General features: G+C 38.6%; 12 protein-coding genes and 1 pseudogene. 10 read left to right on the top strand and 3 right to left on the bottom strand.

The features are described 5' to 3' along the window. Window positions 1-61 precede the first annotated feature (61 nt). From PMAN_RS02595 to pelG, 10 genes are all read left to right on the top strand, one after another. Complete coding sequence (locus PMAN_RS02595; protein WP_010555855.1) at window positions 62-3,313, top strand: nSTAND1 domain-containing NTPase; 3,252 nt, start codon at window positions 62-64, stop codon at window positions 3,311-3,313. A gap of 23 nt (window positions 3,314-3,336) precedes the next feature. Further along, window positions 3,337-3,720 (top strand): DP-EP family protein, encoded by a 384-nt coding sequence (locus tag PMAN_RS02590; protein WP_010555854.1) that lies wholly within the window; start codon window positions 3,337-3,339, stop codon window positions 3,718-3,720. Between the two features lie 202 nt (window positions 3,721-3,922). After that, window positions 3,923-4,912, top strand: a complete 990-nt coding sequence (locus tag PMAN_RS02585) for a sensor domain-containing diguanylate cyclase (protein ID WP_010555853.1) — start codon at window positions 3,923-3,925, stop codon at window positions 4,910-4,912. 337 nt (window positions 4,913-5,249) lie between these two features. After that, window positions 5,250-7,961, top strand: coding sequence for an endo alpha-1,4 polygalactosaminidase (locus PMAN_RS02580; protein WP_010555852.1), 2,712 nt, complete (start codon window positions 5,250-5,252; stop codon window positions 7,959-7,961). After that, window positions 7,961-11,242: a tetratricopeptide repeat protein gene (locus PMAN_RS02575; protein WP_010555851.1), complete on the top strand. Its 3,282-nt coding sequence runs from the start codon at window positions 7,961-7,963 to the stop codon at window positions 11,240-11,242. The genes PMAN_RS02580 and PMAN_RS02575 overlap by 1 nt, the downstream gene beginning before the upstream one ends. Window positions 11,243-11,256: 14 nt before the next feature. Further along, on the top strand, window positions 11,257-11,772 hold the full coding sequence (locus tag PMAN_RS02570) for a hypothetical protein (RefSeq protein WP_008132805.1): 516 nt from the start codon (window positions 11,257-11,259) through the stop codon (window positions 11,770-11,772). After that, on the top strand, window positions 11,769-13,070 hold the full coding sequence (locus PMAN_RS02565) for a PelD GGDEF domain-containing protein (RefSeq protein WP_010555850.1): 1,302 nt from the start codon (window positions 11,769-11,771) through the stop codon (window positions 13,068-13,070). The genes PMAN_RS02570 and PMAN_RS02565 overlap by 4 nt, the downstream gene beginning before the upstream one ends. Next, complete coding sequence (locus PMAN_RS02560) at window positions 13,063-14,046, top strand: tetratricopeptide repeat protein (protein ID WP_010555849.1); 984 nt, start codon at window positions 13,063-13,065, stop codon at window positions 14,044-14,046. The genes PMAN_RS02565 and PMAN_RS02560 overlap by 8 nt, the downstream gene beginning before the upstream one ends. Next, window positions 14,039-15,556: a GT4 family glycosyltransferase PelF gene (pelF, locus tag PMAN_RS02555; protein ID WP_010555848.1), complete on the top strand. Its 1,518-nt coding sequence runs from the start codon at window positions 14,039-14,041 to the stop codon at window positions 15,554-15,556. The genes PMAN_RS02560 and pelF overlap by 8 nt, the downstream gene beginning before the upstream one ends. Beyond that, complete coding sequence (gene pelG / locus PMAN_RS02550; RefSeq protein WP_010555847.1) at window positions 15,544-16,908, top strand: exopolysaccharide Pel transporter PelG; 1,365 nt, start codon at window positions 15,544-15,546, stop codon at window positions 16,906-16,908. The genes pelF and pelG overlap by 13 nt, the downstream gene beginning before the upstream one ends. Window positions 16,909-16,959: 51 nt before the next feature. Here the strand turns inward: pelG and PMAN_RS02545 are convergent, their stop codons facing one another. The 3 genes and pseudogenes from PMAN_RS02545 to PMAN_RS19225 all read right to left on the bottom strand — a co-directional run bounded on the left by PMAN_RS02545 (window position 16,960) and on the right by PMAN_RS19225 (window position 20,486). Then, the gene (locus PMAN_RS02545; protein ID WP_010555846.1) at window positions 16,960-17,958 is read right to left on the bottom strand and encodes a D-Ala-D-Ala carboxypeptidase family metallohydrolase; all 999 of its coding nucleotides are present in this window, start codon (window positions 17,956-17,958) and stop codon (window positions 16,960-16,962) included. A gap of 11 nt (window positions 17,959-17,969) precedes the next feature. Beyond that, window positions 17,970-19,331: a L,D-transpeptidase family protein gene (locus PMAN_RS02540; protein WP_010555845.1), complete on the bottom strand. Its 1,362-nt coding sequence runs from the start codon at window positions 19,329-19,331 to the stop codon at window positions 17,970-17,972. 172 nt (window positions 19,332-19,503) lie between these two features. Beyond that, a pseudogene (locus tag PMAN_RS19225) lies at window positions 19,504-20,486 on the bottom strand (DNA topoisomerase IB). Window positions 20,487-20,564 lie beyond the last annotated feature (78 nt).

Here is a 20,564-nt window from a genome sequence, read left to right as displayed (position 1 = left end):
TAAAGTTACAGCTTAACAAGCCGATACATATTTAGATCAGCAAAAACAACAATGAGTCACTATGAACCTCAGCCCATTTTATTTAGGCGATTGGCAGGTAAGCCCCCTATCAAACAGCATTCAACATGCTGGTAAAAACAAGCAGCTAGAACCAAAAGCCATGGATGTTTTGATCTATTTATGCTCAAAAAAAGGGGAGCTTGTTAGCAGTGACGAACTACTTAACCACTGTTGGAAAAATATTGAAGTAGGTGATAATCCGTTACATAAAACAATCACACAGTTACGTAAAGCTCTTGGCGATAAAGCAAGTGCACCACAATACATAGAAACAATAAGAAAACGTGGCTACCGTATTATTGCAAAGTTAGACTTTCCTTTAAGTGAAGAAGCCCCCAAAGTAACAAGCTGGCAAGGTGGCTCTCCCTTCTTAGGATTAAGCGCTTATAATACAACCGATAATCACCTGTTTTTTGGCCGAAATCAGGCTATTACCACTTTATTGGAAAGAGTGGCTAGCCAAGTGAATTTTGGTCGCGCTTTTTGCTTAATTTTAGGTCCAAGTGGTACTGGAAAATCATCCTTAGTGAACGCAGGCATTTTACCTAAACTGCTTGATGAGCGCGGCTACAACGGGATTGGTGTTGTTTCGTATACTCAACTAGATTTTGCAGATATTGACCACAGTCGACTTTATTTAGACTTAGCGTCTGCCATGCTTGATTGGGATATAAATAACCTTCCTGTATTTGATGGTTTAAGTGCCGAAACACTCGCCCAGCAATTAACGCAAAACACCAATAACGTTATTCATACTTTAACAAATGCCCTAACTAAAACGGTAACAACACTCAAAAACCCGAAATTATTTTTGTTCATAGATCGTTTAGAGGTCCTACTTTCATCACCTTTATTTGATAACGAAACACGTAGCCAATTTTTATCGGTTATTGAACGCTTAGCAACGTCTAAAGCAGTCATTGTATTCAGTGCATGTAGAAACGACTTTTACCCTTTAGTTGTTGAGCAACCAAGCCTTATGGCAGGTAAAGCTCATGGCGCACATTACGACTTAACACCACCAAACCGGCACGAACTACAACAAATTATTCGCATGCCAGCAATAACCGCTAATTTAACGTTTTCACAAGACCCACACACTAAAACACCACTGGATGAAATACTCTGCGCCGACACCGCCAATAACCCCGATGCATTACCCATGCTGCAATACACTCTGCAAGAGCTGTACTTACAGCGCAGTGATAACAACGAGCTACTGCACAGTATTTACACAAAGCTCGGTGGTATTGAGGGCGCCATAGGTAAGAAGGCAGAAGATGTATTTATTGCCCTTAGTAACGAGCAACAGCAGCAACTAAAAAGCGTGTTATCGCAATTAGTAACGCTAAACCCTGACGGTAAAACCGTCACTAGCCGCGCAGCCCGCTGGCAAGCATTAACCAACATCAGCCAAAAAGAGCTTGTACAAGCCATGGTAGACAGCCGCTTATTTGTATCGCACTTACAAAATGGCGAAGCCTGTTTTAGCCTTGCGCACGAAGCCTTATTACGCCAGTGGCCACGAGCAAAGCAGTGGATAAGCGATCACAAAGATGCATTAGCAATAAAAAGCCGCTTACAACACCAAGCACAAAATTGGATAGATGAGGATAAAAGTAGTGCTTACCTCCTTGCGTCAGGTAAACCGCTACAAGAAGCGCAGCTATTACTTAATGATAAGCTATTTAAATTAGACGATGACGAACACGCCCTTATAGCCAGCTCTCTTAAGCATAGTAAAACAAAAACAACCATAAAACGTGGCACGGTCGCTTTGCTTTGTTTACTTACCTGCGTAGCCCTGTTTATGAGTTTTACCAGCTTTCAAGCACAGCAACTTGCACAGCAAAAACGCCAAGAAGCCGAAAGCTTACTCGGGTTTATGGTAGGTGATTTTGCCGACAAGTTACGCAGCGTAAAGCGTATGGATTTACTGGATGGCATTAGTAATAAAGCACTTGAGTATTTTACTAATCAAGTTGAGGAACCAAGCTCGCTATTTAACTTTAGCAGTCAACAAGCCGAATTTAAAAGTCGCTTTCAGTACGCGCAAACTCTCGAAGCCATGGGGGAAGTGGCCTATTCCCGCGGGAAAACCATTGAGGCCTTCACCGCCTTTGAAAACGCCCGCACTCGCCTTGAAGCACTCTTAAAAATACAGCCTAACAATTTAGAACTACTCACGCTTGCCGGTGCCAATGCTTTTTGGCTCGGCCAGCTCCATTATGATAAAAGTGATTACGCTGCTACTGAGCCATTATTTAAGAAATATCATGTCTACAGTGAGAAAATGTATTCGTTAGCACCCAATGATTTTAATGCCATTATGGAGTTGTCGTATTCACATAATTCGTTGGGGTCATTATACACAGAGAAATTTGACTACACAGCCGCGAAACAACGCTTTACAAAATCGCTTGCCCTTAAAAACAAAGCCCTTGAGCTTAAACCCAATAATAAAAACTTATTACGTGATAAGGCTGACACAATCAGCTGGCTAGCAAAAACAGAAGAGAGTTTAGGTAACTTTAATGCAGCACTAAGCATTTATAAAGATGCATCAGACGAATTAAATAATATGCTTATTAGCTACCCAATAGACGCAGGTCTATTTAAAAGCATTGCAAATATTTATATTCAGCAGAGTTATCTTTTGAGTTATCTTCCTAATAAACGAGATGCTTACGAAAAAGCGCAGCTAGCGACGAAAACAATAGACAAAGCTCGACTTCAAGATCCAAAAAGTAAATATTTTCAGCGTGCTTACTATCGTTTTCTGGCCCACCAGTTAGTACTTTCAAATAATAAAAACGTTGATAAGCGAATTATAAATATTATCAAATTCTTGAAAGCTCAAGGCTTTAAAAATAGCTTTGCAATTAATACACAAATAAGTCTTATTCACTATTTTAGTGATAGGGAGTTAAGATCTAAGGCAGAAAAATTATTAGCAGAACTTGAAGATAGTGAAGACTATAAACAACAAATAGCTAATCAAATGCAAACTGGAAACAATATAATCCATACAAGAGTCAATTTACTAAAAGCAAAATTAGCTTTTAATAATGAAAAAATAAGTGAGTTTTGCTTAAGCGCTGTTAATGCTATTGCCGCAACAACAAAAACAAGTTTAAGCATTCAGATAAGTTACCCGATTGTGCAAGCTTATACCTGCTTAAATCGTGCAAACGAAATATCCAAAACAAAAGCACGCCTAGTTAAACTAGGCATCAACAACTTTCAACTATAACCATAAATACAAAAGGAAATAATATGAATAACACTCAAGAGCAAATTCACTTTACAGTCAACATTGTGCTAGGCAATGACGGCGAAGCTAACTTTACATACTCTATAAATGGCAATGAAGTGACTGGCGGCGGAGTTGTTAGAACCGAAACCGCAGGCATTTACAGTTTAGATGAAGCCACGCTTGCTAAAGGTTTTTTATTCACCGGCGCTACTATTACTGATGTCGATAAAGAAACGCCTTGCGCCCAGAACTTCAGCTGTAAAGTAAGCGATAGCGGCCGTACAATTACCATTATCGATACCGATGAAAACCCAGGCACTGCCTGTTTAGTATTTAACGTTGAGTGCAATGGCAGAGCCTATAAAAGCGCTGATCCGCAAGTTGAAAATGAAAAAGAACTTTAATTAACAACAATTAATTTCTAAATTGCACAGGACTAATTTATGCCTGTGTAATTAATTTATACCCCCCCCCTCTTAGCTATCAACCAATAATAACTAATAAAACAACAACTTAAAAAAGAAGATTACCGAAAGGTTTAAAACCCATAAATTGAATACACTGCTAGACATCAAGTTTCATTAACAATAAAAATGAGCAACTGCCATGTCTAACAATAATCAACACAGCAAACTAAATAACGAAAATATCGCTGTATCAACATTAGTAAACAGCCTTTCTGAACGTGTTAACAATGAAAAAATAAGCGCGATTATTAATGTCACTAACGTGATGGCCGATGCTATATTTATTGTGAATGCACAAGGTGTTTTTGAATCGGTAAACCCGGTAGCTGCACGATTTTTTAATGTTCCTTCAGATATATTAATTGGTAAAAAGTGGCAGCATTTTTTACAAGAGCAATACCGTGACGATTACGAATACATGTTTGAAAGTTGGAAAAACAATTATCAAACGCCGCTAAATCATGGCCCCAAAGAAGTAAAAATAATTAAAGCTAATGGTAACTTTTTAGATGTAGAACTTTCGGTTTCATGCATTCCACCAGCAACAACTAATAATACTCCTTTATTTATTTGCATCATGCATGACATTTCTAAACACATAAAAAAGTATAAAGTACTCGAAACACTTTCAAAGCTCGATCACCTAACTGGTATTGCAAATCGTGGAACGTTAGAAAAAACAATCCACAAAGATTGGCAAACATGTCTAATGAACAAGCAACCATTAAGTTTTATATTGATTGATATTGATTATTTTAAATTATTTAACGATAACTTTGGGCATGTAAAAGGTGACAAATGCTTGCAAAAAGTAGCAAAAACAATTGAAGAATGCCTGCCGTCAAAAGACAGCTTAGTTGCCCGATATGGTGGAGAAGAGTTTGCCGTGGTATTACCGCGATCTCATATTTCAAACGCTGAGATGATAGCCAAGCGTATTCAAGATAGAATTTTAAATTTAAACTTTAGAGAAATAGGCCTACCTGACAACGTTAAAATTAGTGTTAGCCAAGGCTTAGCGTGTGAATACAATAACCAATATAGAACATCTGAAGCATTAATGTGTGCCGCCGACAGCGCTTTGTACAGAGCTAAATCGCAAGGAAGAAACATGATTTGTATTAGGTAATGATTAATATTTAAAACAATAAACTTTTTAAAGGCCATTTTATAAGCGAAATGGCTTTTAAATTTATCCAGAACTGACAATAAAAACTTACATTTCTTTACAAATCTCGTTTAAAATCCAAGCCTTTCTTAAAGGTTTTATTTATTTAAATTCATTAACTTGCAATAATAACACCACCTAAATAATAGATTAATTTAGTATAAATTTAAAACAACATGATAGACCTTTTATTTTTGTTAACATATAATAATACTTAATAACTAATACAAAATAACTAGAAAAGCCTCGAAATGCTTTCCTTTGAGCAATAGTTTAAAATTAACATAACGAATCATTAATGAAATATATTTTATGGCTTTTGCTTTTAGTATCAGCGCAGTTACTAGCAAAGCCCGTTAATAACAGCATCGCTTTTTACTATTCAGCCCCAATGCCTTTAGCTGAAATGACTTTTTACTCACGCGTTGTTGTGCAACCTGAGTTAGTGACTGAGCATGAATTAAATTGGTTTAAAGAACGTAACATTGCTGTTTATGCTTATTTGAGCATTGGCGAATCATATAATAAAAGTGACTATTCACTTACTACAAACCCAAATTGGAATAGCTACATTTCCGATTTAACTTCAAAGCAATGGCAACAACAATTAAATAGCTCGGCTGTTATATTAAAAGAACGTGGCTTTAGTGGGTTGTTTTTAGACACCCTTGATAGCTATCAATTATTAGATAACGAACGTTACGATAAATTAGCGCAGCAAGCTGGATTAGTTTCAATAATAAAAGATCTGTCTTTAGTATTTAAAAAGCAATTAGTGCTCAATCGTGGCTTTGAATTACTGCCAAGCCTACAAAACCTTGCAACCGACTTAGTTGCTGAGGGATTATTTAGCCACTTTAATCCACTTGATAATAGCTACAAGTTAACCTCTAAGAACGATCAAGCATGGTTAACAACTCAACTTAAAAAAGCGCAAAGCTTAGGTTTTAATGTTCAAGTAATTGACTATGCAAAACCTGACAAACGCCTTGTAATGGCTGAAAAAATTATCGCTTCTGGGTTTAGTGCTTGGGTGACCGATGGGCATTTACAAACCTGGGGAACATCAACTATTAGCCCCGTGCCTAGGCGCGTACTTATTCCGTACAATAGTGACTTAAAACCCCTTATTTATTCTACAGTTCATTTAAAGCTAGCCACTCTTATTGAGTATTTAGGTTATATTCCTGACTACATTGATATAGCAAAACGAGAGTTGCCATTAGTTGATCCAAGTTTACATGCTGGAATTGTTTCATGGACAAACATGGGGGGCTTTTACTCCCCAAGTGTAATAAATTGGCTCGAAGCTAGCCTAGGTACCGTGCCTCAGTTAGTGGTAGGTGAGCTACCACAATCAGCTAAATTATTAGCCGCATTAGGCGTGGAAACACTTAACAGCTCCCCTCCAGGGCCTTATGAACTTAACTATTTAGCACCATGGTTAAAAGGTGAGTCAAGCTCTTCGCCTGCCATTACCAAACCTTATTTATTAAAATTAGCGCCAGAAGCTACCACTCTTATTGATATAAAAGCGGCTGATGGCAGCACAGTTGTACAAAGCGCCAAAACCAAATATGGCGCAGTTATTGTTGCCCCATGGCTGATTGATACGCTCCCAATGGAAGGTAGTAATTGGGTTATTGACCCACTGACACTGCTTACTAAAGCCATGGGGTTACCCGCTATATTAGCACCCGATACAACGACCGAAAGTGGCAGGCGTATGCTTACTATGCATATAGATGGGGATGGCTTTACCAGCATTGCACACTTTGACGGCAGCCCGTATGCCGCAGAGGTCATTCGCGATGACATTATTAAACCTTATAAACTTCCCATTACATCTTCTATTATTCAGGCTGATATAGAGCCTGGAGGAATTCATGCTAAGCACAGTAAAAAACTAGAAAAAATTGCGCGCAGTATTTTTGAACTTCCCTATGTAGAGGTCGCTTCGCATACTTATAGTCACCCTTACTTTTGGACCGCGCTTTCTGGCAGAAAAGAGATTGATGAAGAAAATACTGACTATGGGTTTCACTTAGATGTACCTGGCTATGACACAATTAGCTTAGAAAAAGAAATTACCGGCACCATTAATTATATTAATGAAAGGCTAGTACCTAAAGGAAAAAAAACAGTGCTTATGCTATGGTCTGGCGATGCTACACCTGGGCCAGACGCATTAAAAATAGCGCGCAATGCTGGCGTACTAAACGTAAATGGTGGTAATACTAAGGTAAATGGTGATAACCCAAGCCTTTCACATATATCGCCGATTGCGCGCCCTGAGGGTGATTTACTGTATCAAATTTACGCGCCAATACTGAACGAAAACGTATACACTAATTTATGGCATGGCCCGTATTACGGATTTAAGCGACTAACAGAAACCTTTGAAATAACCGAAAAGCCATACAGGTTAAAGCCCTATACTATTTACTATCATTTTTATTCTGGCGAAGTTCCTGCAGGGCTTGATGCCCTAAAGCATAATATTGACTATGTATTACAAAGACCTAATACACCGGTGTACTTAAGCCACTATGCAAAAATTGCGAAAGATTTTTACTTTTCTGCCTTAGCTAAAAATAGTAAAGGAGATTGGTTGTTTAGCTCAAAAAATATTCGCACCCTTCGTATACCAAGCGACTTTGATATTGCAAACATATCACAAAGCGATGGGCTGCTAGGAGTAACGCAACAAGGCAACTACATACACACTAATGAGGGTATCTCGCGTATTAGTTTTGACCATAGCCAAAAAGATAATGCCCCTTATTTAGCCTCTGCCAATGTAGTAATAGATACATGGCAAGTAAATGGCGCTGTTACTTTTAAAGCGTGGATACCTGCAACACTTGATTTAGTGAATGCCCGCTCATGCCAATTTATATCTCACATGGGAAAAAGGTATAAAGGTATCACTCGTGGGAAAATAACCCACTTTAAACTGCCTGCAGGTGATTTTTTTGGTTATTTAAACTGCACAGGGGTTGCTAAGTAATGAATACCAAAAAGCGCCCTCATTTAGTTTCTATAAAAACAATTTTAACAATACTCGCTGTTAGCTGTTTTTCATTATATGCACTATTTCCGCACACCTTATTTTTTGAAGACGACGCACTTTCACAAGACTACACGTTTGAAAAGTCATACTTGCATGCTGCACTTAATACTGACCCTAACAATGAAAAGCTGCGCGCTAAATTGGCTGAACTTCATATAGCATTGAGTGAATATTCAAACGCAACTAATGAGCTTGAAAAACTGCCAAAAAGTAAGCGTAAAACAGAACTTGAAATAAAGTTACTTTACTCATTATGGCTTGCAAGTGGTGCCAATGTAGATGACCGATTTGAAGAACTTTCATTAAAGGTTAGTGCCTATAAACCATGGAACGAAGACATTCTTACCATAGCTAAAGCACTCGGCTTGAATGTAAAGCTTGCACAATATTATGAAACACACAAAAAGCCGTTAATTGCCGCTGATTATTGGTTAACCGCAGGCCAACCTGCAAAAGCGTTGCTGCTTTACAAAAATAACATGAGCGAAACAATAGCCGAAAAAGCCATTGAAACCGCACTGGGTGCAAACGAAGCGATGCAGGCTTATGCGTGGTGGAAGCAATATGGAGATCAATCAAATATAAAGCGCACACTTTATCTTGCTGACTTAGCAGGCAATAAAGAAGATGCAATTATTGCAGCTACAAAACTGCTGCAAGAAGAGCCTAACAATATTAAGTATTTAACACAGGCAATGCAGCTTCACTTAGCCAATGGCGATGCTAACGGCGCTGAATTATTGCTTTCTAAACTACTAAAACAAAAACCTAACGATAAAGATCTTCATTTACTTAACTGGAAAGTAAAGCGCTGGCTTAATAAGCCAAAAGCTGCACTCAAAGAATTTAAATGGTTAATGATAAATAAAGCCGTTACCGCAGCTATGCTTACAGACAGTATTAACGATGCAACGGCTTTATACTTGTACCAAGACGCTAACGACATTTACGCTTACAAAGCTAAAAATAGGCAACTAAAAGGCAATGGCTTTACTAAATGGATGCAAACCAACGAGTTTATTGGCGATGCCAAACAAGAGCTCAAGCACATAGAGCGTTTTGAAAGCATAAACGGTAAAAGTGTATTATCACAATATTGGAAAGCAAAAGTATTACATGACACAGGTAACTTAAGCGGTTTACGTAATTTATGGCCTATTTATCAGGGCCCCAAAAACGAAGAAGATTTAATGTGGCTAGCCCGTGCGTTTTGGTTAAATAACGACTTTAACACGGCACTAACCATTTTAAAGCAAAAACAGCAAAGTACCGACGACGAGTTTTGGAGTGCTCGCGTTGACATGGCGCTCAGGGTAAATGATAAAAAAGAACAGCTTTATGCCCTTGAACAACTTAAATCACTGGGTAAATTAGGCGAAAGCGATTTATTGCAGTACCAGCAAATACGCTTTGAAGGCAACCCCAAAGCGTTACTTGCGCATTTATGGCAGCAATCTTCGCTGAGCGAAAGTCAGCTAATTGACATTGCTAATTTAAGTACGCAAATAAACGATTCAAACGCCGTTGAACGAGTCTATAACGAACTGAACAAGCAACGCTACAACAAGGCGCTATACCCTGCTTGGTTAACGCTTGCTAGCTGGTATCAAAATCAGAGCGATTTAAATTCAGCGTATACAACGCTCAACCGCGCCGCAAAACTGAGCGAATACAATCCTGACGTAGTACTTGTGCAAGGTTGGTTAGCACTGCAAATGCACGACAGCATCATGATTAAACGTATTTTAAATAACTATGCTGACAACAACCCAACATATGCGTGGGGTCAACTTTTAGCGAGCTTATCTATTTATGAAAAGTCATATAACAGTGCTTATTTTTACTTACGTAAACTAGCGATAGCTGAGCCTAGCGACTTAACCACATTAGTAAACTTAGCCGATGTAATGAAACAACTTGGCTATTACGCCAACGCCACAGAGCTTAATCATTATCTTCTTCAGCATTTACCTAAAGATAAATATGCATATCGAGGACTTATGTTTAGATGGGCTGGCGCTATGGCTATGCCACATTTAATGCAGCTAAACACACTCGATGAGTTAGCCCCTGAAACCATAGGCACAGCACAAGCAAACTGGTGGTTATCACGCCGTGCTGCGCAAAAACTTGAGCCCTGGCAAGCACTTCAGCTGTACATGACTCAAGGTGAATTTAGTAAAGTAAAACAATTATTTGATACAAATACACTTGGCAAAAACGATCAGTTAAGTGCGCTTTTATACTTGAACCAACCTTATGCAACTATGCAACGTTGGTATGAAGAGCTAATTAACGAGCCAAGTGAAGCTCAGCTAGGCTTTTTAAGAAACGCGCGCACAGCTTACTTTCGCGCATTTGAAGTAAATCTATCACCGCAAGCCGGGCTAAATAGTACGCAATACGACATAAATGTGTATTTTCCTTATGCAAAAGGCCAGTGGAAACTGAGCCTTAGCGATCAGCAAAACCTTGGTAATAACGGACTGCTGTTCGCAATAGAAAATACAATGACGTTTGGCCGGTGGGCTTTTAATGCAAAAGTTGATACGCATCAGGGCGATATTGTTAGCCGACAAGGCTTAAGTTTAGACTCTCGTTATCAGTGGGATGCGCGTACTCAGGTTGGCGTAAACTTACAATACAACGCCGAAAACCGCCAATCTGAAGTGTTACTAAGTTATGCGCAACTTAATAAAGCCACGGCTTATATAAATTATAATATTGATAACAGGCAAAGCGTGCAGCTATCAGCAGCTGCTATGTCGTTCACGCGTAGAGACAACGACAGCACACTCGTTAATGGACAAGAATATAACGCACGCTACCAATACAGTATTTTAAAAGATCGCCCCATTTGGAACGCCTACTTTAGTGCGCAATGGCAAGACTTTGACCCAGTAAATACTGCTATTAATACAAATAGAAGACCCAGACGCATAGTTATTGAACCTTTTAGGCGTTTTGCCCTAGGTACTTCGTTTGCCTCAACAGGCTCATTAACGCCCCCATACTTGGGTGCCAGTCCGTCTTGGTTATTTGACATAAGTACAGGCTACCAAACACTGAACGATACAATTGATGTGTCTGTTTCCAGTGGTGCTGGATGGTCAGTACTTGGTGATGATTTATTTAAATTACAGCTCGGTTACCAAAGTAGTAATAAGGTCGGTAACTCAGATACACAGTTACAATTAGGATATTACATACATTTTTAATGTTAGGAGAGAATATGTTTCGCTTAGTTATACTTAGTTTGGTTTTGCTCTTGTCGGCGTGTACTACAAGTCGAATTGCTGATGATATCGAAATTAGCCCAGCAACTACCGTAGCTTTATTACCGCTTGTTAATCATGCACAAACACCACTGGCAGGTGAGCGCGCTGAAGATATTTTAGCAAGTATTTGGCAACAAAATAAGCTACCTAAGTTACTTCGTGCACCAAGAAATAGCAGTAAAGACCTGCCACCTTTAGACGATCAATACCGTTTAAACAACGCAATGCAATGGCTCAATACTCAACAAGCTGACTATGTACTTAGTGGCAGTATTGAAGAATGGCGTTACAAAGCAGGTCTTGATGGAGAGCCAGTGGTTGCACTTACTTTATTGCTTACAAAAAACGGTGAAACAACGCCAATTTGGACCGGCACCATTGCAAAAAGCGGTTGGGGACGCGATAGCATTGCAGCAACTGCGCAAGATGTAATTGCCGATTTAGTGTCTTATATTGAGGTTAGTGAGTGAAAACACATTTCTTACGCCCAAGAGACGTTCCTGAGCTACAGATATGGGCTGAGGTATGTTTTTTTACCGCTTTAGCTTTAGGGCTGCCTGTTCTATTTAATGCTGAGGACCCCTATTGGACGCAAGGAGGGTTTTCTTGGCCAGTATTAGGGCCGTTGCTTGTTGCTCTACGCTATGGCTTTTCAAAAGGTTTTATTAGTATTTTAACCTTACTAGTAGGGCAATTATTGCTAATACAAAGCAATATATTAGACCCTAAAAGTGAGTTTAATATTAACGCAATGATTGGCTACATTATTGTAGTTATGGTGGCAGGTGAATTTAGAGATGTATGGGAGCGAACTAATCAACAGCAAAGCATTCAACTAGCCTATGTATCAGACCGACTTGAAAAATTTACGCGCCAGTATCATTTAATTAGCTCATCACATGACCGAATCGAACAAATGCTTGCTGGACATACACTTAGTTTACGTGAGTCATTACAAGCCGTACGAGAATCAATTGGTAAATTAAAAGAAAGACGCTTAGACAGTGCCGCTGAGGTTATTTTAAATCTATTTATAGAATATGGCTCGATAGAAAAAGCAGGCTTATATAAAGTTGAAAACGATAAAATACAAGAGCCTGCACTAGCTAGTGTAGGAAAAATGAGTGAGCCATCTAATTCAGACCCATTAATAGCTGCCATGTTTGACGAAAAAGAACTGGTGTCACTTAAAAATCCAAAGGCTTCATCGAGTGATAGCAAGTATCATATTGCTATTCCATTGATTGATGTGAACGACACAATTTATGGGGCTATTTTAGTTGAAAAAGTGAAGTTTTTTGCTCTCAAAGAAAACACCCTTACTTTACTTGCCGTTATGGCCGGACACATTGGTGATTTATTGCGTCACGAAATCACTAATCCAATAATGACCCGTGAAGAGTCGCCATACTTTAAGCGCCAAGTTAAACACGCAAACAAAGAAGCAAAGCGTTATAAAATTCCTTCACACTTTTTAAAGGTGAACGCGCTAAGTATTAATGATGAATCTCGAAGGTTAATGGAGTATTTAACCGAGGCTCGCCGAGGGTTAGACATCTATTTATACGATAATGAAAAACAAGTTCTGTTAATACTGATGCCGCTTGCCGATGAGCTTGAAAAAGATGGTTTTGTAATGCGAATGAATAGCTGGTGTAAAGAACGTACCGGTAAAACATTACAAGAACTCGATATTATTATTGAGCAAGAAGTAGCGTTTCCAGTCAATAAGGATGAATTATCTAAACTGGTAGCCCTACATGATTAAAGTTGTGATAGCCGCCTTAGTTGCATGTTTATGCGAGTATTTTGCACTGCAAGAAATTCTTAGTACACCAAACTGGTTTAGTGTAATTTTACTGCATGCCATTGCAAGCATCCTTTTTACCTTTGTGAGCTACGTTTTAATTCCTAAAAAATATAAAACAACGCTTATAAATGGCACGCTATTATTATTCTTATTACTGTTTAGCTTACCTGTATTTGGTATTTTAGGTGTTGTGATGGCGCTTACGTTTGCGCTATGTAAGCCACTTAAAAGTGATGATACCGAAATAATAGAGCATGAAATTCCAGAACTCCCCTTTGAAGTTCCTGATATTTCGGCGAACCCTACTTATTCAATTGGTGGTGTAAAAGCCATTTTAAAATACGCAAGCGAACCTAACAAACGCTTAACTGCAGTAATGGCTGCTCGCCACATGCGCGACAGCCAAGCAATCCCAATATTAAAACTCGCACTCAAAGATTTAGAAGACGATATACGCTTACTGGCCTACTCAACACTTGATGCTAAAGAAACAAAATTAAACGAAAAAATTAGCGTTTATCAACACCAAATTGCTAACACCACAAAACAGCCTGAGCTAAGTAACTTACAAGAACAGTTAGCACACGTATATTGGGAGCTTAGTTATTTAGGGCTTGCACAAGGCGCTTTAAAAACATACGTATTAGAAAAAGCTGAAGCACTCAGTTTACAAAGTATCGAGTACGCAAAAAAACCAGCCAATTATGTATTTTTAGGGCGTGTTTATTTAGCACTTGGTTATTACGAACGTGCGCTTGATTTTCTTGTACAAGCAACTGAATTAGGTATGGCGCGTCGCCATGTTTTACCCTACAAAGCCGAAGTTGCCTTTTGCATGAATAAGTATGATGACTGTAAACGCTACTTAAAAGAGTTACCTGAACAACCTAAAGGGAGCGAACTTCGCCAATTACAGGAGTATTGGAATGCCTAAACCCAATGCCGATATATTATTATTATTAGAAGGTACTTATCCTTATGTTCGGGGGGGGGTATCAAGTTGGGTTCATCAAATTATTGAAGGGCTACCTCATTATAACTTTGAGCTTATTTTTTTAGGCGGTGCTTCTGAGCACTATGGCGATATTAAGTACACACTTCCAAAAAATGTTACAAAATTGCATGTTCATTATCTAGTAGAGCAAAATAATACTGATATAAAAGCAAAGCACGGCGTTAAATATAAAAAAGAGTTGTTTGAGTTTTGGCAGCAACTGCAACGTTATTTTAGAGACTCAAAAGAGCCTATTCCCACCGAGTTACTTGAATTTACATTTGAACAACTTGGGCAAAAAAACGGTATAAACGAAGCTGACTTTTTATATAGCGAGTCATCTTGGCAGGTATTGGCTGACTACTATTTAACATTTTGCGACGAATCATCTTTTATTGATTTCTTTTGGTCGTACCGTAATTTGTATAAGCCTTTGTTTAAAATTGCAGATATTGCCCGCCAATTACCGAATGTTAAACTTATACACTCTATTTCTACAGGCTATGCTGGTTTTTTAGGTGCAGGTGCAAGCGTAATTAATAACACGCCTTACTTATTAACAGAGCACGGTATTTATACGAAAGAGCGAAAAATAGACTTAATTCAAGCTGATTGGATAAAAGAGTCTGAAGCTATTTTAGGTAAAAACTTAAATACCGAAATGGGCTTTATTCGCCGAATGTGGATCACTTTTTTCGAGCAAATTGGCCGCACGAGTTACCACCAAGCCGATAGAATAATTTCACTATACGAAGGTAATAGGCAGCGCCAAATTAAAGATGGAGCCTGTGAGAAGCGCTCTTTAGTCGTACCAAACGGCATTAAAACCGCTCACTACGCTAAAGCACTGGCTGCACGCTCTAAAACTATTCCATTAACAGTAGGCTTAATTGGGCGTGTAGTACCAATCAAAGACATTAAAACCTTTATTCGTGCCATTAAAGAAGTGCAATCAAGCATGCCCGCAATAGAGGGATGGATCATAGGTCCTTTTGAAGAAGACCCAAAGTACTACAAAGAGTGCCAGTTACTGGTGGGCAGCCTTGAGTTACAGAACAGCGTGAAGTTTTTGGGTATGCAAAATATAGCTGAAATACTCCCTAAGTTAGGCCTTGTTGCATTAACATCTATTTCTGAAGCCCAACCCTTAGTGTTACTAGAAGCAATGGCAGCAGGCGTACCTGTTCTAGCCAGTGATGTTGGCTCGTGTCGAGAAATTATTGAAGGTGCCACAGAACAAGACAAGGCTTTAGGTAAAGCAGGTGAAGTTGTTTCTATTGCATCGCCAAGCGATACAGCCGTACAAATTACAAACATACTTAATAACGACGATAAATGGCATGAGTATCAATCAAGCGGCTTAAAACGTGTAAAAGCATTTTATGACGAAAGCCACATGTTTGCCCGATACGACAAGCTTTATAAGGATACAATGTCATGGCCGGAATAGGTTTTGAGATACGGAAAATTCTCAAAAAAAATACCCTCCTCTCTGTTTTTGAAGCCTATAGCTACGCTGGTCTCATCGGTTCAGGCCCTTGGTTATTGTCGATCATCGCTCTAATGCTTATTGGTATTTTAAGCCTTGGAATAGTATTACCTAAGCTGTTAATTATTCAGTTTCTAACCCTGATAACTTACATGATGGCGGCCTCGTTAATATTAACTGGCGGCTTACAGCTTATGCTAACGCGATTTGTGGCAGATTTATTTTTTACAAAAGACGATGACTCAGTACTCCCCAATTTACTGGGTGCACAACTTATTACAACGATTGGTGCATTACTGGTTGGATTTGCTGTTTGGCCATTTTTACCTTTACCCGTTGTAACCAAAATTATTATTTTAGGTGGCTTTGTTAGCCTTTGTAATCAATGGCTTGGTGCTATATTTTTATCGGGTATGAAAGAGTATCGGCTTATTTTAATCACTATGCTCAGCGGATACGCGTTTATGGTGCTACTTGCATTATTACTACGTGACTGGCAATTAGATGGACTCTTTTTTGCTTTTTTTGCAGGTGAGGCACTGTTATTTTTTAGTTTTTTATTCATGATTATTCGTCGCTACCCAGGTAATAAACTAATAAGCTTCGACTTTATGAGTCGAAAAAAAGTCTATTACATGCTGTTCTTTTGCGGGCTATTTTACAATATTGGCGTTTGGGCAGATAAAATTTTGTTTTGGTTTTCACCAAGTACATCCATACATATTATAGGCCCCCTTAGAGCTAGCCCAATTTACGATCTCCCCATATTTTTGGCCTATTTATCAATTATTCCCGGCATGGCGGTATTTTTAGTAAGAATGGAAACTGACTTTGTAGAACAATATGACAGGTTTTATTCTGCGATAAGGGGTGGCTCCTCGCTCGAAGAAATTTACTTTTTAAAAGACAACATGATCACAACAGCCCGAGGTGGCTTGTACGACATATTTAAAATTCAAGGCATTACTGTTGCATGTTTACTATTGTGGGGCGAGCAAATTCTTACCTATATTGGGATTGATCCTAACTATAAAACACTACTTTTTATTGATGTAGTAGGCGTAGGCGTGCAGGTAATATTTTTATCTATTCTCAATATTTTGTTCTATCTTGATAAACGCTTTACTGTGTTGGTTCTTTCGGGCCTATTTTTAGCATTAAACATTGTGCTTACGTATTTATCTATTGCACTTGGGCCACAATTTTATGGCTACGGATTTGCCCTTTCTACAATAATTACTTCTGTAGTTGGCTTGTTTTGGTTATCTAGGCAGTTTGAAGACCTAGAATACGAAACGTTTATGTTGCAATAAAAACACTTACACCTAATAAAAAGTAGCTAATATATTTATTAGGTGTAAACTTTATTTACTTACCCAGCGGGCTTTAAAACCACGTGTATCTACATGTATAAATGCCCCTCGGTGCGGTTTAGGGCCATAAACGCCCAACCCACCTAATAAGCCTTTAAATGATTCGCGTTTGGCTAACGACTCTACAATATTTGCCATCACTTTTGCGTCTTCAATAGTATATTTTGCATCTTTATTGATATCATCCATACGGTAATTTCCATCGTTATCGATAAAAATATCTGCTGCGTCCCCAAACACATGACGGCTCAGTTTCACATTCCCAATGGCTTTATTGTAATAAGGTGTTCGGTAACCACTCATCACCACCATGTTACTAACTGGAATGCCTTCTAAAATTAGTTCCTTACGAATCATTTCTAACTTTAGCAGCAGTTTATTTTGTAAAAAAAGATACTTGGGATGATTGCTTTTTTGCTTACTCACAAATTCTTTTAAAGAAAAGTGAGGCGATAATTTGGTACTTTCATTCTCAGGAGTCACCTCAACAAACCCGTCAGGAACAATATAGTGCTTTGAATCTTTAATTTGCGATTGCTTTGGGTAATGCCCTATTTGGTAATATTTTAGCTTTCCGCCCTCTACTTTATCGGCAGGTACTTTTACAAACACGTTAATTTTCATACGCTGTTTTTTATTTGGCGATTCAATTATTACTGATGTTAAGCCGGGAGTATCCGGTGCCTGCCATTGCCAACGATTAGTATCAGTTAGCATGAACTTTTCATCGCTAATTAATGTGTAAGCATCGGGTGATTGCGCATATAGCACTTCAAATTCAACCTGCTCATTGGGCATTACAAACACCGAAAAAAGTGAGTATGGCATGACAATATCGTTAATTTTTAAACTAAATTCTGCGTCCTCAAAAGCAGGCCTGTTTTGTATATCAACAACCTGATGAGCCGTTTTAGCAGGCTGAGAAGCAAATAAATGCGTACTAAGCAGAGTAGTCAGCATACTAATTAATAAAATACCGATTAATTTCATATTACCTCTCATTATTTACTTTCTAATAATGCTGCAATAACCGACTGGTTATCATTTTTTAGGAGTGCTTTTTGATCGCGTTTGTAAATATCATCTCTAAAATTAACGAGCTTGTTTTCATCCACCCACGCAGTCCAATAAACTAAATGAATAGGTAATGGCTCGTCCAAATAAAATGTTTGTGTGCTGTTTTCACTGCGTGCATCGTTAACTTGTGCCAATGCATGCTCTTCACCTTGATGTTTAATTATTTCTTGAGCAAGTGAAAAAGGGTCTTCAATTCTTATGCAGCCATGCGATAACGCACGTCTTGTTTGGCTAAATCGCTGCTTTGCAGGTGTATCATGAACATATATAGCCTCGGGGTTAGGGAACAAATATTTCACTTCACCAAGGGGATTTTTTTCACCCGCACGCTTCACTAAAAAATGGTCAAACTGATAAGGCTTAATTGAACCCCAATCAATATTATTTGGGTTAACTGTTTGTGAATCTATGTAGCTGTTTTTTCTGATTTCAATATTGTTTTTAACAAGGTAATCAGGATCTTCTGCTACTTTAGGGGCTATTTCCCTAGTAGCAATTGAAATAGGTATGCGCCACTCAGGGTTAACAACAAATTTTTCTATTTCATCACTAAATGCCGGTGTTTCCCAGCTAGGTTTACCTACAATCACGTTGTTTTGAAGTTTAACATCACCTACCTTCACATAGCGCAACTGATACTCAGGAATATTTACATACACGTACTGTTCATCGCTCGAACCGGCAAAGTTGGTAATGCGATAAAAGTTTAACTTTAACTTATTGAGTTTTTGCTCAGCTGGAATATTAAGTTTAGCAAACGTGTTTTTGCCAACTCGTCCATCAACGTTTAAGCCATGGCGATGTTGAAACTGCTTTACAGCGCGCTCAATATGTTTATCAAAAATGCACGGCGCTTTAGTGCATACGTTAGTGAGTAAATCTTGTTCTTGAAATAAACGCATAGCGAGTAAACTTACCGCTTTACTGTTACTACCTAGTTCAAGCAACTCGCTGGCGGGTAAAGAAATAAACCCACCGCGATTCACTATTTCTTGGTACCAATTAATCGCTTTTTCAGTACGCTTTATTAATTGGGCTGAGTATTGATCAAAGTAATAGCTATCTTTAGTTTGCGTGTAGCCCTGCGAGCTGTAAGTGGTCAGTGAAGAGCTGGCAAGTAAAACACCATCAAGATCATCATTCGCGAGTATAGGTGAAGCAAACATGCTTGCTAAGCTCACAAACAAAGCCCCTTTCAAAGTAGCTTTGTTTGTTTTGGTAAAACCTTTTTTTGTAAATAATCCCTTCACAGTGCGCCCCTCGCTAAATAGTGTTGATAAATGCATGTGTACTTGCCGTTTAATTATCAACGAGAGGTGCAACGTCAGTGCCAAAAACAAACTCAACACTAAGGCACTGAAAAGATTAGGTTTATTAAAATAAAATCATTTCATTTAAGTTACAATACAAACTACTTGTGTAATAAATATACTCAAGTGTGTAAAGTTGCTATGTCGATTAATCGCTTAAAAACGCTAAAAAACCACGTTCGTATCTGCTTAAATACTTAGTCTTGCGAGGTAACGTAAGTGACTCACGCCACGCATTTTGAGCTGCTTCATCTTCTTTACACAGTGTAATTAAATCAGGGTGAACATAAGATTTGCGTGCTATTGCTGGGGTATTACCTAATTGCTGAGATACACAATCGAGCATGCTTTTTAAGGTAAGTGCGCCTTTGGCTTTAGCTAGCTGCTTAAAAGCAATAACGCTTGCTCGCCAGGTTCTAAAATGTTTTGCACTAAACTCCTCCCCCATTATGTGCTGTATATATTGGTTTATTTCGCTCGATGTTACGTTAGTGCGCTCACCTTCACTTATATACTGAAATAGATGTTGCCCAGGTAAATCTTGTAAGTCTTTAATTACATGGCTTAGTACTCTGTCAGTAATGTTGACCTCACGCTCTTTTCCAGATTTAGCCCGGTATTTTAACTGAATATTTTTCCCAGTCAGCTTTGCGTGTCGGGTGCGTAAGGTTGTAGCGCCAAAGCTTTTGTTTTGTTTTGTTTTACGTTTCGCTCGTTACCGACTCTAAGTGCCCCTAAGTCCATAAGCCTAACAACCGCTGCTAATGTACGTTCTACATTTAACTCACTGCCTTGTAAGTCTGACTCCAAGCGAGCTCTCAATAAAGGAAGTTTATGGCCAAATACACCACAGGCTTGGTATTTTTTGGCTTCTTGCTGGGCTCTAAACTCTGGGTGGTATCGGTATTGTTTTCTCCCTTTACTGTCAAATCCTGTCGCTAAAATATGTCCGTTTTCTTCGGGGCAAAACCATGCGCTTTTATACGCAGGCGGAAATGCTAAGGCATTCAAACGCTCAATAACCGCTTCATCTTTTATTACTTTGCCAATAGGATCGAAATACTGCCATTGCTTGCTTTTAAGCTTTCGAGTGATACCAGGTAAATTATCATCCACATAAATTAACTTCATAATCACTGCACTCCGTTTTGATCAATGACAGCCTATAAAACATTTAAACTAACATATTCAAATAACCTTAAACTGAAC

It is taken from the genome of Pseudoalteromonas marina, from assembly GCF_000238335.3.
GTDB classification, from domain to species: domain Bacteria; phylum Pseudomonadota; class Gammaproteobacteria; order Enterobacterales; family Alteromonadaceae; genus Pseudoalteromonas; species Pseudoalteromonas marina.
The sequence above is the reverse complement of the archived record's forward strand: the minus strand, read 5'-3'. Positions and strand labels throughout refer to the sequence as shown.

What these genes read in the sequence shown, in the direction of transcription:
- PMAN_RS02590 (WP_010555854.1), top strand. Translation starts at nt 3,337, where the DNA reads ATGAATAACACTCAAGAGCAAATTCACTTTACAGTCAACATTGTGCTA.
- pelF (WP_010555848.1), top strand. Translation starts at nt 14,039, where the DNA reads ATGCCTAAACCCAATGCCGATATATTATTATTATTAGAAGGTACTTAT.
- pelG (WP_010555847.1), top strand. Translation starts at nt 15,544, where the DNA reads ATGGCCGGAATAGGTTTTGAGATACGGAAAATTCTCAAAAAAAATACC.
- PMAN_RS02570 (WP_008132805.1), top strand. Translation starts at nt 11,257, where the DNA reads ATGTTTCGCTTAGTTATACTTAGTTTGGTTTTGCTCTTGTCGGCGTGT.
- PMAN_RS02580 (WP_010555852.1), top strand. Translation starts at nt 5,250, where the DNA reads ATGAAATATATTTTATGGCTTTTGCTTTTAGTATCAGCGCAGTTACTA.
- PMAN_RS02560 (WP_010555849.1), top strand. Translation starts at nt 13,063, where the DNA reads ATGATTAAAGTTGTGATAGCCGCCTTAGTTGCATGTTTATGCGAGTAT.
- PMAN_RS02545 (WP_010555846.1), bottom strand. Translation starts at nt 17,958, where the DNA reads ATGAAATTAATCGGTATTTTATTAATTAGTATGCTGACTACTCTGCTT.
- PMAN_RS02540 (WP_010555845.1), bottom strand. Translation starts at nt 19,331, where the DNA reads ATGCATTTATCAACACTATTTAGCGAGGGGCGCACTGTGAAGGGATTA.
- PMAN_RS02585 (WP_010555853.1), top strand. Translation starts at nt 3,923, where the DNA reads ATGTCTAACAATAATCAACACAGCAAACTAAATAACGAAAATATCGCT.
- PMAN_RS02595 (WP_010555855.1), top strand. Translation starts at nt 62, where the DNA reads ATGAACCTCAGCCCATTTTATTTAGGCGATTGGCAGGTAAGCCCCCTA.
- PMAN_RS02575 (WP_010555851.1), top strand. Translation starts at nt 7,961, where the DNA reads ATGAATACCAAAAAGCGCCCTCATTTAGTTTCTATAAAAACAATTTTA.